Here is a 14,782-nt window from a genome sequence, read left to right as displayed (position 1 = left end):
CATTCTCGGTCGGCCTTTCCGGTGACAATCCGACAGGACATAAAAGACCTCCCCGGTCAGAACACGAGTTCTGACCGGGGAGGTCTGGTGCTACGCGGAGGCGCGGAGCGTCAGTGGGTCACTTGATGACCTTGGTGACGCGGCCGGAGCCGACGGTGCGGCCACCCTCGCGGATGGCGAAGCCGAGGCCCTCCTCCATGGCGATGGGCTGGATGAGCTGGACACTCATCTCGGTGGTGTCACCGGGCATGACCATCTCGGTGCCCTCGGGCAGGGTGATGACACCGGTGACGTCCGTGGTGCGGAAGTAGAACTGCGGACGGTAGTTCGAGTAGAAGGGGTTGTGACGGCCGCCCTCGTCCTTGGTGAGGATGTAGACGTGACCCTCGAACTCGGTGTGCGGGGTGATGGAGCCGGGCTTGCAGATGACCTGGCCGCGCTCGACGTCCTCGCGACGGGTACCACGCAGGAGCAGACCGCAGTTCTCGCCGGCCCAGGCCTCGTCCATCTGCTTGTGGAACATCTCGATACCGGTGACCGTGGTCTTCTGGGCCTCACGGATACCCAGGATCTCGACCTCGGAGTTGATCGGGAGCTTGCCGCGCTCCACACGACCGGTGACGACGGTGCCGCGACCGGTGATGGTGAAGACGTCCTCGATGGGCATGAGGAAGGGCTTGTCCATGTCACGCTCGGGGGTGGGGATGTACTCGTCCACCGCGTCCATGAGCTCCTTGATCTTGCCGGCCCACTCGGCGTCGCCCTCCAGGGCCTTGAGAGCGGAGACGCGGATGACAGGAGCCTCGTCGCCGTCGTAGTCCTGGGAGGAGAGCAGCTCGCGCACCTCCATCTCGACCAGGTCGAGGAGCTCCTCGTCGTCCACCATGTCGGACTTGTTGAGGGCCACGAGGAGGGCGGGGACGCCCACCTGGCGGGCGAGCAGGACGTGCTCGCGGGTCTGGGCCATCGGGCCGTCGGTGGCGGCGACCACGAGGATCGCGCCGTCCATCTGGGCGGCACCGGTGATCATGTTCTTGATGTAGTCGGCGTGACCGGGGGCGTCGACGTGCGCGTAGTGGCGCTTGTCGGTCTCGTACTCGACGTGCGCGATGTTGATGGTGATACCGCGCTGACGCTCCTCAGGAGCCTTGTCGATCTCGTCGAAGGGGGTGAAGGGGTTCAGCTCGGGGTACTCGTCGTGCAGAACCTTGGAGATCGCAGCGGTCAGCGTCGTCTTACCGTGGTCGACGTGACCGATCGTTCCGATGTTGACGTGCGGCTTGGTCCGCTCGAACTTGGCCTTGGCCACTGGTGTCCTCCTGGGACTCGGGTAGTTCTCTTCGTCGGGATTCGACTAGCACACATGCTAGCCGTCCGGGCGTCAAGAGTCTCTACTGGTGGATGTTGGAAATCTTACTGAAGTGGGTCCCGATCGGCGCGTGCGGGCGCCACCGGGCCGGGGGCCTGCTGCGGTTGCGCGCAGCCGGAGCGGGCCCCCGGTGTGCGGGCGTCAGGCGCCCCTGACCTTGGCGATGATCTCGTCGGCGACGTTCTTGGGAACCTCGGCGTAGGAGTCGAAGGTCATGGAGTAGACGGCACGTCCCTGCGTCTTGGAGCGCAGGTCACCGACGTAGCCGAACATCTCGGACAGGGGGACGTTGGCACGGATGACCTTGACGCCGACGGCGTCCTCCATCGAGGCGATCATGCCGCGACGGGAGTTGAGGTCACCGATGACGTCGCCCATGTACTCCTCGGGAGTACGGACCTCGACGGCCATGACGGGCTCGAGGAGGACCGGCGAGGCCTTCTTGGCACCCTCCTTGAACGCCATGGAGCCGGCGATCTTGAAGGCCATCTCGGAGGAGTCGACCTCGTGGTAGGCGCCGTCGATGAGGGTGGCCTTGATGTCCACCATCGGGTAGCCGGCCAGGACACCGGTGAGCATGGCGTCCCGGACCCCGGCGTCCACACTGGGGATGTACTCGCGGGGCACGCGACCACCGGTGACGGCGTTGGCGAACTCGTAGTGCGCCTTCTCGCCGTCGGCGGCCTCGGCGGCCTCATCGGCCACGAGGGGCTCGAAGCTCATCTGCACCTTGGCGAACTGGCCGGAGCCACCCGTCTGCTTCTTGTGGGTGTACTCGACCTTGTCCACCTTCTTGCGGATGGTCTCGCGGTAGGCGACCTGCGGGGCGCCCACGTTGGCCTCGACCTTGAACTCGCGGCGCATGCGGTCCACGAACACGTCCAGGTGGAGCTCACCCATACCGCCGATGACGGTCTGGCCGGTCTCCTCGTCGAGGGAGACGGTGAAGGTGGGGTCCTCCTCGGAGAGCTTCTGGATGGCCACACCCAGCTTCTCCTGGTCGCCCTTGGTCTTGGGCTCGATGGCCACGTGGATGACCGGGTCCGGGAAGGTCATGGACTCCAGGATGATCGGGGAGCCCTGGGCGCACAGGGTGTCACCGGTGGTGACGTCCTTGAGGCCGATGAGGGCGTAGATGTGGCCGGCGTGGGCCTCCTCCACCGGGTTCTCCTTGTTGGAGTGCATCTGGAAGAGCTTCCCGATGCGCTCCTTCTTGCCCTTGGTGGCGTTGAGGACCATGTCGCCCTGGGAGACCTTGCCGGAGTAGACGCGCACGTAGACGAGCTTGCCGTAGAAGGGGTGGGTGGCCACCTTGGAGGCCAGGGCGGCGAAGGGGGCCTTCTCGTCAGCCGGACGGGTGAGCACCTCCTCCTCGTTGCCGACGGCGTGGCCCTCGACGTCGGGGACGTCGAGCGGGGAGGGCAGGTAGTCCAGGACGGCGTCGAGCACGGGCTGGATGCCCTTGTTCTTGAAGGCGGACCCGGCCAGGACCGGGAAGGCCTCGCCAGCCACGGTGAGCTTGCGGATGCCGGCCTTGAGCTCGGCGACGCTGAGCTCCTCGCCCTCGAGGTACTTCTCCATGAGGGTGTCGTCGGCCTCGGCGACCGTCTCGACCAGCTGGCCGCGCAGCTCCTCGGCCTTGGCGACGAGCTCGGAGGGGATCTCCTCGTACTCGACGACGGAACCGCGGGTGTCCTTGCCGTCGGCGTCCTTCTCGGGGAAGCGGATGGCCCGCATCTCCAGGACGTCGACAAGGCCGGAGAACTCGTTCTCGGCGCCGATCGGGAAGTTGAGGACGATCGGGGTGGCGTGGAGGCGGTCACGGATGGTCTGGACGGAGAAGTCGAAGTCGGCGCCCAGCTTGTCCATCTTGTTGATGTAGCAGATGCGCGGAACGTTGTACTTGTCCGCCTGGCGCCACACCGTCTCGGACTGCGGCTCCACGCCCTCCTTGCCGTCGAAGACCGCGACGGCGCCGTCGAGCACGCGCAGGGAGCGCTCGACCTCGACCGTGAAGTCCACGTGGCCGGGGGTGTCGATGATGTTGATCTGGTTGTTCTTCCAGAAGCAGGTGGTTGCCGCGGAGGTGATGGTGATACCACGCTCCTGCTCCTGCTCCATCCAGTCCATCGTCGAGGCGCCGTCGTGCGTCTCGCCGATCTTGTAGTTGATGCCCGTGTAGAACAGGATGCGTTCTGTCACGGTGGTCTTACCGGCATCGATGTGCGCCATGATGCCGATGTTGCGGACCTTGGTGAGGTCTGTCAGCACGTCAAGTGCCACTGGTGGTGTCCTTCGTTCGTGTGGGGTACGGAGCTGCTACCGGTGTTACCAGCGGTAGTGGGCGAAGGCCTTGTTGGACTCGGCCATGCGGTGCATGTCCTCGCGACGCTTGACCGCGGCGCCCAGGCCGTTGGAGGCGTCGAGGATCTCGTTCATGAGGCGCTCGGTCATCGTGTTCTCGCGGCGCTGGCGGGAGAAGTCCACCAGCCAGCGCAGCGCCAGGGTGGTGGCGCGGCCGGGACGAACCTCGACGGGCACCTGGTAGGTGGCACCACCGACGCGGCGGGAGCGGACCTCCAGCGCGGGGCGGATGTTGTCCAGCGCGCGCTTGAGGACGGAGACCGGGTCCTGGTCCGTCTTGGAGCGGACGCCCTCGAGGGCACCGTAGACGATGCGCTCAGCGGTGGACTTCTTGCCGTCCAGCAGGACGCGGTTGACGAGCTGGGTGACGACCGGCGAGCCGTAGACGGGGTCGACGACGAGCGGGCGCTTGGGTGCGGGACCCTTACGAGGCATTACTTCTTCTCCTTCTTGGCGCCGTACTTGGAACGTGCCTGCTGGCGGCCCTTGACACCCTGGGTGTCGAGGGCGCCGCGCACGATGTGGTAGCGGACACCGGGAAGGTCCTTCACACGACCACCGCGCACGAGCACGATGGAGTGCTCCTGGAGGTTGTGGCCCTCACCGGGGATGTAGGCCGTGACCTCGATACCGGTGGACAGGCGCACACGGGCGACCTTACGAAGGGCGGAGTTCGGCTTCTTGGGGGTCGTGGTGTACACGCGAGTGCACACGCCACGGCGCTGCGGACTGGCCTTGAGCGCCGGCGTCTTGGACGCAGAGCGCTTCGTCGAGCGGCCCTTGCGGACCAGCTGCTGAATGGTAGGCACTACTGATTCTCCATAGGGACGTGAGTCTGTATCTGGCTGCTGCCTGCGTGCCGGACCGCTCCCCCATCGGTGGCTCGACGGCGCACGCCACCGCGGAGAGGGCCGGCCCGCCGGGATCGAGGCTCGCCCGATTGCGACGTCCGGAGCCCCGCAGTCAGGGGCCCGTCGGTTCCCGCCGCGGCAGACCCGCGTCACGATGTCGAGCAGAGCCGAGCAGGCCGTTCAGGGCCTGGGCCGGAGCCGACGTCGCTGGGAACGGAATGGAGATGCGGTGACCCGCCAGCGGGCACCGTCGGCCAGGGTACCCGTTCGCCGTAGGCGCGCGCCAGGGCGGGTAGTGAGGTAAGAGCGTGGTGCTGGACACGCCCGCAACCGCGCCCTCGAGGCCGGACCGACGCCAAGGATAGTGGACAATCATCACACCCTCAGCCATCACCGCCTCCCGCCCGCACGTCGAAAGGCTCTTCGATGCCGGTCTCAGCGATTCAGTCCTGGCCGCTCGCAATGATGGCCTTGGCGGCCGCGGCCTCCATCGCACTCGTCGCGGGGCCGGTGTCGGCGTGGACGAGGCGCTACGTCGGGCAGCTCGCAGCCAAGGAGCCATCCGCGCCCTCGGACGACGCCGACGGCAGGGGGCCACAGGCGCCTCCGACACCTCGAACGCTGAAGCACCCCGGCCTGCTGGAGAGCAGACCCCAGGCTCTTGTGGCCCTGCCCCTGTGCGGCTGGTGCATATGGTGGGGCATACGGGCGGGCGCCGTCGGGCCAACGCTTGTTGCCCTTCCGGTCTTCGCGCTCCTGGGCTGCGCAGCCAGCGTCGACAGCGTCGCCCACCTGCTGCCCAACCGGATCCTGGGGTCGGTCACGGTCTGGCTGGTCACCTGCGGAGCAGCCGTCGCGATCCGGCAACCGGAGATCCCCCATGCCGCTTGGCGGGCCCTCCTGTCCGCCACCGCGGCGGGCGGGATCTGCCTGGCACTGGCCCTCCTCGGCACCGGCATAGGGATGGGTGACGTCAAGCTGTGCGCCGTCATCGGGATGTGGCTGGGCTGGCACGCCCCCTGGATGCTGGCCTACGGATTCGTGATGGGCGTCCTCATTGCGGGAGTCGTCGCTCTCGCGCTCCTTGCCACCAGGCGCGTGAGCCGTCAGGACTCGATCGCCTACGGCCCCTACCTCATCGTCGGGGCATTCCTGGCCTGGCCGGCGGCGATCGCATAATCCCGGCGCTCTGCGCAATTGGCCCAGATCCTCAGTCCCAGACCGAGCCCCACCGGCCAGACCAGTTGACGTATCGCAGCATCATCACCCCCAGCGCACGTCCACGTGGCGGTTGGAGGCCTTGCCGGCCTCATTGACGCTGCCGTCCTCGTTGGTCTCGGAGGCCACGGGCTCGCTCTCCCCCTTGCCGGAGGACTGGACGTTCAGGGACGCAACCTTGGAGGTCAGGTAGTCCGCGACGGCCTTGGCCCGCTGCTCGGAGAGAGTCTGGTTGTAGGCGTCGTCGGCCACGGAGTCGGTATGCCCCACCACGGTGACCGTGCCCGGCGGCTTGCCGTTCCAACGGGTGACGATCTCATCGAGCACCTGCTTGGCACGGTCGGTCAGGGTGGCCGAGTCGACGTCGAAGGTGACGTCACCGGACAGCGAGGCCACAGTTGTCCGCCCGTCCGAGGAGAAGGTGACGGCGCTGTCCGAGCTGCTCGATCGCGATACCGGGGTGACAAGGCGGTCCACGGTCTGAGCCACCCGGGGATTGCCCGGCCCTGCGCTACCGGGCTGCTTGACGATCGTCGTCGGATCGGCTGTGGCGCTCTTGGTCGGCCCCGCCACCGGTCGGCCCGCCTGTGGTGCTACGGGTAAGGCGTCAGCTCCAACGGCAGCCGACCAGGAAACAGCGCTCACAGCGACAACCGCTGCGGCAAGCGCCCCAATCCGACAGCGACGCCTTGCGCCCATCACCCATCTTCCACAAAGCACCTGCTGCATCATCGAGACACCGCCACATTACTGAAGGTTCCGCCATTCGGAATGGTGATGGTGACGCTCTTCGCCTCGGCCGGGACACCGGTGAAGGTTGCCTGGAGCGCGACCGTCTGCCCAGGCTTGACGTAATCCGAGAGATCGCTGGAGCATAGGCAGCCACCTTGGGAGTCATAGGAGACACGGTAGATGTTTGAGGAGGACGGCTCGATGAGCGTCAGACCGTCGACGTTGTTGGTGCTCCCTCCCGGACTCGCTTTTCCTTCAGGCTGGGGAACCGAGTCATCTCCGTCGGAGAACGAGCTGTAGATCCACATATCATCTTTCTTTTCATTATTCGTCACGGAGAACATGACGGTCACCGTCGTTCCTGCACCAGAGACGGAGTTCAGAGAAACGGTTCCAGCTTTGCCCTCAATGCTGGTGGGATGCGACTCGATCACCGCGCCGTTACTACCGGGAGCACTCGCCCCGGTCTGCGCTGACTTCGGTGCGGACGCCGACGTCGCAGTACCGGATGCGTTCAAGTCCGAGCCACCTCCCAGTTGGCAGGACGCCAGAGTCGCGGTCAGGCCAATGGCACTCACAGCAGCCAGGACTCGCGTAGAAACAGTCATCATGATGGGACCTCCATTGTTTGGCACTCAAGCCACCCCGGCCTGAGGAATACCAAAACCCTAAGCAGCATCCCTTATCCAAGAAATGGGGAGCCTCCCACGGGGAGAAGGCGTGTGGTGCACGGATATACCCGGGGTGCCCGGTGGGGACCCGGACACCTGGGGACTCCCCATGGAGCGACGGGTAGTACACGGGGAGTACCCCCGTTAAGACAATTGACGTCTTGAGTGTGCTCGTTCTCGAACATTTCTCACAGCCTCACCAAGGAGTACCTGCGACCTCGGCATTCTCCCGTTCACTCCGTATTCCTTCGACGACGCCGTCCCAACTGTCGTTCGCGGCCTTCTCGGCCCTGACGAGGGGCGGGTCACTGGTTCCTCCGGCCGGGTGCGATCTGCCTACATTGTCGAAATGCACAGATGCGGCGTCGGGTTCCTCGGCCTTGGCCAGTGGGTCGTCCTCAGCCGGCAGGGGCGGGAGTGAGCCCCGAGTCATCGTCACCGCCGCGAAGCCCGAGCCGCTGAGCAGAAGGGCCGTCCTCGTCCTTGCCAGAGGGAGGGACAAGGACGAGGACGGCCGGCTTCTCACGCTCCGCCCCCCCACCAGGTGTTCCACCGGTGCCTGAACCGTAGTGAGCGAGGCACCCCTCGGGCCATGGGCAGACGCCCCCGTACTGCCCGGGGTAGAGCACAGTCATAGAACGGCGTCGGCCGCCTCCCACGCGGAGAGGCGGCCGACGCCGTCGTGAGGAAAAGAGCCTCAGGCCTTGGTGACGTCCAGCGGGATGCCGGGACCCATGGTGGTAGTGATGGTGGCCTTGAGGATGTAGCGGCCCTTCGAGGCCGAGGGCTTGAGGCGCAGGATCTCCTCCAGGGCGGCCTGGAAGTTCGCCTCCAGCTGCTCCTCGGAGAAGGAGACCTTGCCGATGATGAAGTGGAGGTTGGAGGCGCGGTCAACGCGGAACTCGATGCGGCCGCCCTTGATGTCGGAGACGGCCTTGGCCACGTCCATCGTCACGGTGCCGGTGCGAGGGTTGGGCATGAGGCCACGGGGGCCCAGGACGCGACCCAGGCGGCCGACCTTGCCCATGAGGTCGGGGGTGGCCACGGCGGCGTCGAAGTCCGTGTAGCCGCCGGCGACCTTCTCGATGAGCTCGTCGCCGCCGACCTCGTCCGCGCCGGCGGCGAGGGCCTGCTCGGCCCGCTCACCCTGGGCGAAGACGACGACGCGGGCGGTCTTACCGGTACCGTGCGGCAGGGACACGGTGCCACGGACCATCTGGTCCGCCTTGCGAGGGTCGACGCCCAGGCGGAAGACGACGTCTACGGTGGCGTCGAACTTCGTGACGGAGGTGGACTTGGCCAGGTGGATGGCCTCGGCCGGGGTGTAGAGGACTCCGGACTGGATCTTCTCAGCCGCGGCGCGGTAGGCCTTGGAGCGCTTAGTCATCTGCTTCTCCTTGCAGTCGTGGTGTTCGGGCCGCGCGAGGCCCTTCCACGGTTTCGTATGGGGATTGAATTGAGAGGGCCGGCAGACCGGCGGGTGCCTCAGGCCTCGATGGTGATGCCCATGGAGCGGGCGGTGCCGGCGATGATCTTCGCGGCGGCATCGACGTCGTTGGCGTTGAGGTCGGGCATCTTGGACTCGGCGATCTCACGGACCTGAGCCTGGGTCAGGGAGGCCACCTTGACGGTGTGAGGGGTGGCGGAGCCCTTGGGGATGCCCGCGGCCTTCTTGATGAGCTCGGCGGCCGGCGGGGTCTTGGTGATGAAGGTGAAGGAGCGGTCCTCGTAGACGGTGATCTCCACGGGGATGACGTTGCCGCGCTGCGACTCGGTCGCGGCGTTGTACGCCTTGCAGAACTCCATGATGTTGACGCCGTGGGCACCCAGGGCGGGGCCGATCGGCGGTGCGGGGTTGGCCTGGCCGGCCTGGATCTGGAGCTTGATCAGCCCGGCGACCTTCTTCTTGGGGGCCATAGGTATGGGTCCTTCTTGCTTGTCCGGATGTGCTGCACGCCTGCCGTGCAGCCGTGGGTGCATGCGCACGCACAAGCGCTCATCGTAGCCCTCCGCGGAGCCGCTCAGGGCGCCCGGTGCGCGGTATCACAGGACGACGGCCTGTGATACGTGGCTCCCGTGCGGTATCCGACCTCGCGGGCCGGGCGGCCATTGGCCCGACGGCGCAGGACGAGCGTCGTCGGGCCACGGCGGATGACGGAAGCCTCGACTCAGGTCGGCCTTAGATCTTGGCGACCTGGGTGAAGGAGAGCTCGGCCGGGGTGTCGCGGCCGAACAGGGAGATGAGCACCTGGAGCTTCTGGGTCTCGGGGTGGATCTCGGAGATCGTGGCCGGCAGGGAGTCGAAGGGGCCGTCGGTGACGATGACGGACTCGCCGACCTCGAAGGCGACCTCGAAGACCTGGCCGCCAGTGGCGATCTGGGTGCCGGAGCCGGACTCGGGGGCGGTGGCCTCGACGGCCGCGGCCTCCTTGGCGGCGATCTCCTCGGGCGTGGGGCCGAGCTGGGCGACGGCCTCCTCGAAGGTCAGCGGCACCGGGTTGTAGCGGTCCCCCACGAAGCCGGTGACGGCCGGGGTGTCCTTGATGGTGCGCCACACCTTGTCGGAGGTCTCCGGGTCGTCCAGGTCCATGCGCACGAACACGTAGCCGGGGATGCGCACCCGGGAGACTTCCTTCTTCTTGTTGCCGTTCTTGATCTCGATCACCGTCTCCATGGGGACGGTGGCGTCGAAGATGTAGTCCTCGACCTCGAAGTTCTCGGCACGGGCCATGATGTCGGTGGCCACGCGGCGCTCATAGCCGGAGTAGGTGTGCAGCACGTACCACTGGCCCGGCAGGGCGGACATCTGGCGCCGGAACTCGGCCAGCGGGTCGACGACGTGGGTGTCCTGAGCCGGCTCGGCCGCATTGACGGCCTCGATGGCGTCATCGACCTCGGCAGCGGCATCGGCGTCGTCGGCCGCAGGCTCGACGACCGCGTCGGCCTCAACGACGTCGTCGGCGGCGAGCGAGGCGAGGACCTCGCCGTCGTCGGGGGTGGTCTGCGAGGAGACGTCCTCAGACATGGTGTACCTGCTTTCCAGTGGCGTGAGACGAGCGGATGCTACGAGCTGCCCGGGCGGCAGCGGCGGTGAGTGAAGCGGTCAGAGACGGGACCGGTGGCCCGCGGTGAGAGAGCGCGGCAGCCGACGACGTAAGTCGATCAGGCGAAGAGCCACATGACGGCCCGGTTGAAGGCGAAGTCCAGCACCCCGGTGAAGGCCATGATGGCGATGATGAAGACGACGACCACCGTGAAGTAGGTCCACAGCTCATTCATGGTGGGCCAGACAACCTTGCGCAGCTCGTCAATGACCTGGCGGACGAACAGGGCGATGCGCCCGAAGAAGCCGCGCTTCCTGCCCGGCTTGCCTGCCGCGGCGCGTGCGCTCTCGCTCATGAATCTGGATCCTCAGGGTCGACGGTTAGGTCAGTTCCCGCACAGCGGGGAGAAGACGAAACCGACGGGATCTCCCGACAGATCCGCCGTTCTCAGCAGGGCAGGCGGGACTCGAACCCACAACCGCCGGTTTTGGAGACCGGTGCGCTACCAATTGCGCCACTGCCCTTCAGCGGTGCTCTAGTCTGCCACACCAGCAGACATTTGCGGTAACCGCAGGCCGTGGGGTGCGCCACGCTGGAGCGAGCGGCTCCATGGGCGTACGCCTCGCCGGGCGGACCCGTTTTCGACATGCAGATTTCATGCGTCGTGGGACCATGGTCGAGTGACACCTGCACCCGCACACCGCGTTTCCGCCCGCCTGTCCGCCATCGCCCCGTCCGCCACCCTGGCCGTCGACGCCAAGGCCAAGGCCCTCAAGGCCGCCGGCCGCCCGGTCATCGGCTTCGGTGCCGGAGAGCCCGACTTCCCCACCCCCGACTACATCGTCGAGGCCGCCGTCGCCGCTGCGAAGGACCCGGCCAACCACAAGTACTCCCCCGCCAAGGGCCTGCCGGTCCTGCGCGAGGCCATCGCCGCCAAGACGCTGCGCGACTCCGGCTACGAGGTCTCCCCCGACGACATCCTGGTGACCAACGGCGGCAAGCAGGCCGTTTTCCAGGCCTTCGCCGCGCTCATCGACCCCGGCGACGAGGTCCTGCTGCCCGCTCCCTACTGGACCACCTACCCCGAGGCCATCGCCCTGGCCGGGGGCACTACCGTGGAGGTCTTCGCCGGCGCGGACCAGGACTACAAGGTCAGCGTGGACCAGCTCGAGGCCGCTCGCACGGAGCGCGCCAAGGTGCTACTGCTGTGCTCGCCGTCGAACCCGACCGGCTCGGTCTACACGCCAGAAGAGCTCACCGCCATCGGCCAGTGGGCGCTGGAGCACGGCATCTGGGTCATCACCGACGAGATCTACGAGCACCTCCTCTACGACGGCGCCCGGGCCGCGCACGTCGTCAAGCTGGTTCCCGAGCTGGCCGAGCAGACGATCGTCCTCAACGGCGTGGCCAAGACCTACGCCATGACCGGCTGGCGCGTGGGCTGGATGATCGGCCCGAGCGACGTCATCAAGGCCGCCACCAACTTCCAGTCCCACCTGACCTCCAACGTCGCCAACGTCTCGCAGCGCGCGGCGCTGGCGGCCGTCAGCGGCGACCTGGCCGCCGTCGAGCAGATGCGCGCCGCCTTCGACCGGCGCCGGCGCACCATGGTGGAGATGCTCTCGCAGATCAAGGGGTTGACCGTGCCCGTGCCGCGCGGCGCCTTCTACGCCTACCCCAGTATCGAGGGGCTGCTCGGGCGCACGCTGCGCGGCACCGAGATCGACACCTCCGCCACGCTGGCCGCGCTCATCCTCGAGCACGCCGAGGTCGCCGTTGTTCCCGGTGAGGCCTTCGGGCCCTCGGGCTTCCTGCGGCTGTCCTACGCGTTGGGCGACGACGACCTGGCCGAGGGCGTCGGCCGGGTCCAGACGCTCCTGGCCGAGGTCGAGTAGCACCGGCCCCCGTTTCTTTGTCCCGAGCCGGGCATGTTTCGCCGAGACCGACAGAATTTCTGTGGGGCACCGCGAAACATGCCCGGCTCGGCGTTTGATACCAATGTGGTTGCGGACGGGTCTTCCGCATCCTGACGGGACCTATCATCCGATTTGTGCCCGCTCACACTCCCGACGATGAACGTCGTGCCGCCGATCCCAGTACCGAGCCCGAGGTGCTGGAGTACCTCGCCAGGGCCTTTCCTGATCTGCGGCCCGTTGTCGCCGCCAATCCCGCGCTCCCCGCGGTGCTGCGCGAGCAGGTTCTCCAGATGGGCGCGGGCGACTTGTCTCAGGTGTCACCCGCGTCCCCGGTGAGCGCGACGACCGCGTCCGGCTCGGTCCGCCTCAGGACGGCTGAGACCGCGGCCCTGCCCTCGGCCTCGACCGCCGACTACAGCTTCTCGCCGTACACCGTCTCCCCGTGCACCGGGACTCCTGTGGGAACGACGGCGCAGACGGTTCCTCAGACGGTGGTCCTGGAGACCTCACCGGCGATGCCGACGACGATGTACCCGCTACCGGCATCGGGGCCGAACCGGCCGGATCCAGGGCCCGCGCCAGCACCGGTGGCTGCGCAGGCACCGCCTGTCGATCCGTCTGAGCCCCGTTCCAGATCTCACAACGGACTGATAGCCGCTCTGGTCATCACGCTGGTCCTGGCCGTCGCCGCTGCCGGGACCTTCGCCGGCATGCTGCTGGCGAATCGGGGTCGGCAGTCGGAGACGAAGATGGTTTCAGCCGCTTCCGCGGCAGCAGCCCCCGCCCAGACCGAGGGCACCTCGGCGGGGCAGGCCGCCCAGCCCACCGCGGACGCCACCACCGAGGCCGGGGCGGCGCCGATGCCCTCCAACGGACCGACTCTTCCCCCGCAGGCTCAGACGTACTCCTACCAGTACGTGGACACTCCGTCGAAGAACATCTCCTGCGTGCTCTACGACGAAGGGGTCGGCTGCTCCATCCTGGAGCGGAGCTACGCCTCCTCCGGGATGCAGGACTGTCCCGATCGGGAGTTCTCCATCGTGGCGCTCGCCGGCCGAACCGAGGTCCGCTGCGGAGAGGAGTACCTGGGACAGCCGGGCGACACCTTCCACACGCTCCAGTACGGGGAGACCACGGTCTTCTCCGACTACGCCTGCGCCTCGCAGTCCAAGGGGATGACGTGCTGGAACACGATCACCGGCCGCGGATTCACCATCTCCAGAGAGTCGCACATCAGTTTCTGACCACCCCGAGCCGGGCATGTTTCGCCGAGACCGACAGAGTTTCTGTGGGGCAGCGCGAAGAATGCCCGGCTCGGCGTGAAGTCGGCGAACTCAGTGGGCCCCGCGGCGGGCCTGGATCTCGCGGCCCTGCGCCAGCCAGGTCTCAGCACGGGCCAGGCGTCCCTCGGCGTCGGGGCGCCAGGGGCCGCCGTCCTCGCGGCGGGCGCCGGCCACCAGGGACAGGACGACGCCGGCGCACCGGGCTCGCAGCGAGACCGGGTCCACCTGCTGCTCGGCCATGCGGGTCCAGGTCTCCAGGATGGGGCGAAGCTTCGGGTAGGAGGCGGGTGCCAGGTGGTCCAGGACGCTGACGTGCCCCAGAAGGCAGGCCAGGTCGTCGACCCGGTAGCCGGGCCCCAGGGAGTCGACATCGAGCAGGCTGGTGACGTTCTCACCCTCCATGAGGACGTTCGCCTCGTAGAAGTCGCCATGGACCGGGACCGGTCTGCCGGCGTCGGAGGCGGCCATGAGCTGCTCGACCCCCTCGGCCACGGCCCGGGCGCGAGCGGCGTGCTCGGGCAGGACCGTGGCGGCGGCGTGCGCGTAGTGGCGGGCCCGCTCGGACCAGGCGGCGTGTGCGGGCAGCTGCATGGCGCTGGCCGGCAGGGCGTCCAGCAGGGAGATGAGGCCGTTGAAGACGCGCTCGCTGCGCGAGACGCTCATGCCCTGGGACAGCAGGCCGGACAGGGCCACACCCCGGCCGGTGGACAGCAGCACGAGCCCATCAGGGTCCTCGCGCAGGACCTCGGGCGCCGGCACGCCGGAGGCAGTCAGCAGGCGGTGGCGCTGGGCGAAGGAGGGTGCCTGGCTCGGGCGCAGGACCTTGGCGTAGGCAGTGGTCTCGTCAGGGAAGGTGGCACGCACGACGGCGCGGCGTGTGGGTCGGTAGGCGACCATCGTGGCCTTGACCTGGGTGCCGATCCGGGCCGAGAGCAACGAGGGGGTGCAGGCCACCACCAGCCCCGGAAGCTCGGGGTCGGCCGGGTGGCGCCACACGTGGACCGCGGGGCCGTCCCCGCCGGTGGGGGCCACCCGCGTCAGCCCCGGGGCGTGCGGGTTGGACAGGCGCGCCGTCGTGGCGCACAGGTACTCAGTGGTGGAACGCCCGTTGGGCGCGACGACAACGGCCGTGTACCCCACCGACACGCCCGCACCGGGGCGGTGATGGACCGAGTGGACCTCCCAGCTGGCCAGGCGCTGGCCGGCCGGGGCGAGGGCGGCGGAGAGCACGGACGAGGCGCGCGGCCCCGTCAGCAGAGCCACCTCCTCGGGCTCCTGGGACGCCGACGAGTGGTTCATGACAGTTAGTCTGCCCCACCCACCTGATGGTTCGC

The 14,782-nt window shown here is 67.7% G+C and carries 14 protein-coding genes and 1 tRNA gene; 3 read left to right on the top strand and 12 right to left on the bottom strand.

All coding sequences use genetic code 11. The annotated features are described in order from the left end of the window. Positions 1 to 118: 118 nt before the first annotated feature. The 4 genes from tuf to rpsL all read right to left on the bottom strand — a co-directional run bounded on the left by tuf (position 119) and on the right by rpsL (position 4,542). Positions 119 to 1,309, bottom strand: coding sequence for an elongation factor Tu (gene tuf, locus BQ8008_RS01040; protein ID WP_075407059.1), 1,191 nt, complete (start codon positions 1,307 to 1,309; stop codon positions 119 to 121). Between the two features lie 201 nt (positions 1,310 to 1,510). Beyond that, positions 1,511 to 3,652, bottom strand: a complete 2,142-nt coding sequence (gene fusA, locus BQ8008_RS01035) for an elongation factor G (protein ID WP_108832431.1) — start codon at positions 3,650 to 3,652, stop codon at positions 1,511 to 1,513. 45 nt (positions 3,653 to 3,697) lie between these two features. Next, on the bottom strand, positions 3,698 to 4,168 hold the full coding sequence (gene rpsG, locus BQ8008_RS01030; protein ID WP_003786052.1) for a 30S ribosomal protein S7: 471 nt from the start codon (positions 4,166 to 4,168) through the stop codon (positions 3,698 to 3,700). Further along, entirely contained in the window at positions 4,168 to 4,542 is a 375-nt protein-coding gene (gene rpsL, locus BQ8008_RS01025; protein ID WP_003786082.1) for a 30S ribosomal protein S12, read from the bottom strand. The genes rpsG and rpsL overlap by 1 nt, the downstream gene beginning before the upstream one ends. Positions 4,543 to 5,010: 468 nt before the next feature. Here rpsL and BQ8008_RS01020 point away from each other — a divergent pair, with 468 nt between their 5' ends. After that, complete coding sequence (locus BQ8008_RS01020; protein WP_234415168.1) at positions 5,011 to 5,763, top strand: prepilin peptidase; 753 nt, start codon at positions 5,011 to 5,013, stop codon at positions 5,761 to 5,763. A gap of 84 nt (positions 5,764 to 5,847) precedes the next feature. On the opposite strand, the gene BQ8008_RS01015 is transcribed toward BQ8008_RS01020, so the two are convergent. The 7 genes from BQ8008_RS01015 to BQ8008_RS00985 form a co-directional block, all read right to left on the bottom strand. Beyond that, the gene (locus tag BQ8008_RS01015) at positions 5,848 to 6,375 is read right to left on the bottom strand and encodes an OmpA family protein (RefSeq protein ID WP_442778207.1); all 528 of its coding nucleotides are present in this window, start codon (positions 6,373 to 6,375) and stop codon (positions 5,848 to 5,850) included. Between the two features lie 155 nt (positions 6,376 to 6,530). Beyond that, complete coding sequence (locus BQ8008_RS13565) at positions 6,531 to 7,145, bottom strand: hypothetical protein (RefSeq protein WP_234415167.1); 615 nt, start codon at positions 7,143 to 7,145, stop codon at positions 6,531 to 6,533. A 757-nt stretch (positions 7,146 to 7,902) separates the two neighbouring features. Next, complete coding sequence (gene rplA, locus BQ8008_RS01005; RefSeq protein WP_108832429.1) at positions 7,903 to 8,592, bottom strand: 50S ribosomal protein L1; 690 nt, start codon at positions 8,590 to 8,592, stop codon at positions 7,903 to 7,905. A gap of 98 nt (positions 8,593 to 8,690) precedes the next feature. Beyond that, positions 8,691 to 9,122: a 50S ribosomal protein L11 gene (rplK, locus tag BQ8008_RS01000; protein WP_108832428.1), complete on the bottom strand. Its 432-nt coding sequence runs from the start codon at positions 9,120 to 9,122 to the stop codon at positions 8,691 to 8,693. A gap of 262 nt (positions 9,123 to 9,384) precedes the next feature. Further along, entirely contained in the window at positions 9,385 to 10,230 is an 846-nt protein-coding gene (gene nusG / locus BQ8008_RS00995) for a transcription termination/antitermination protein NusG (protein WP_108832427.1), read from the bottom strand. A gap of 137 nt (positions 10,231 to 10,367) precedes the next feature. After that, positions 10,368 to 10,604 (bottom strand): preprotein translocase subunit SecE, encoded by a 237-nt coding sequence (gene secE / locus BQ8008_RS00990; RefSeq protein ID WP_108832426.1) that lies wholly within the window; start codon positions 10,602 to 10,604, stop codon positions 10,368 to 10,370. Positions 10,605 to 10,700: 96 nt separating this feature from the next. After that, positions 10,701 to 10,773, bottom strand: a tRNA-Trp gene (locus tag BQ8008_RS00985). Positions 10,774 to 10,929: 156 nt separating this feature from the next. Between BQ8008_RS00985 and BQ8008_RS00980 the strand changes: the two genes are divergently transcribed. After that, the gene (locus tag BQ8008_RS00980) at positions 10,930 to 12,144 is read left to right on the top strand and encodes a pyridoxal phosphate-dependent aminotransferase (RefSeq protein WP_108832425.1); all 1,215 of its coding nucleotides are present in this window, start codon (positions 10,930 to 10,932) and stop codon (positions 12,142 to 12,144) included. A gap of 155 nt (positions 12,145 to 12,299) precedes the next feature. Then, the gene (locus BQ8008_RS13560; RefSeq protein WP_234415166.1) at positions 12,300 to 13,409 is read left to right on the top strand and encodes a variant leucine-rich repeat-containing protein; all 1,110 of its coding nucleotides are present in this window, start codon (positions 12,300 to 12,302) and stop codon (positions 13,407 to 13,409) included. A 90-nt stretch (positions 13,410 to 13,499) separates the two neighbouring features. Here the strand turns inward: BQ8008_RS13560 and BQ8008_RS00970 are convergent, their stop codons facing one another. Beyond that, positions 13,500 to 14,747 carry a phosphotransferase gene (locus BQ8008_RS00970; RefSeq protein WP_108832424.1) on the bottom strand — a complete coding sequence of 416 codons (1,248 nt, stop codon included), beginning with the start codon at positions 14,745 to 14,747 and terminating at the stop codon, positions 13,500 to 13,502. Positions 14,748 to 14,782: the final 35 nt, after the last annotated feature.

The organism is Actinomyces sp. Marseille-P3109 (assembly GCF_900323545.1).
Classification (GTDB): domain Bacteria; phylum Actinomycetota; class Actinomycetes; order Actinomycetales; family Actinomycetaceae; genus Actinomyces.
This window is presented reverse-complemented; position numbering and strand designations above follow the sequence as displayed.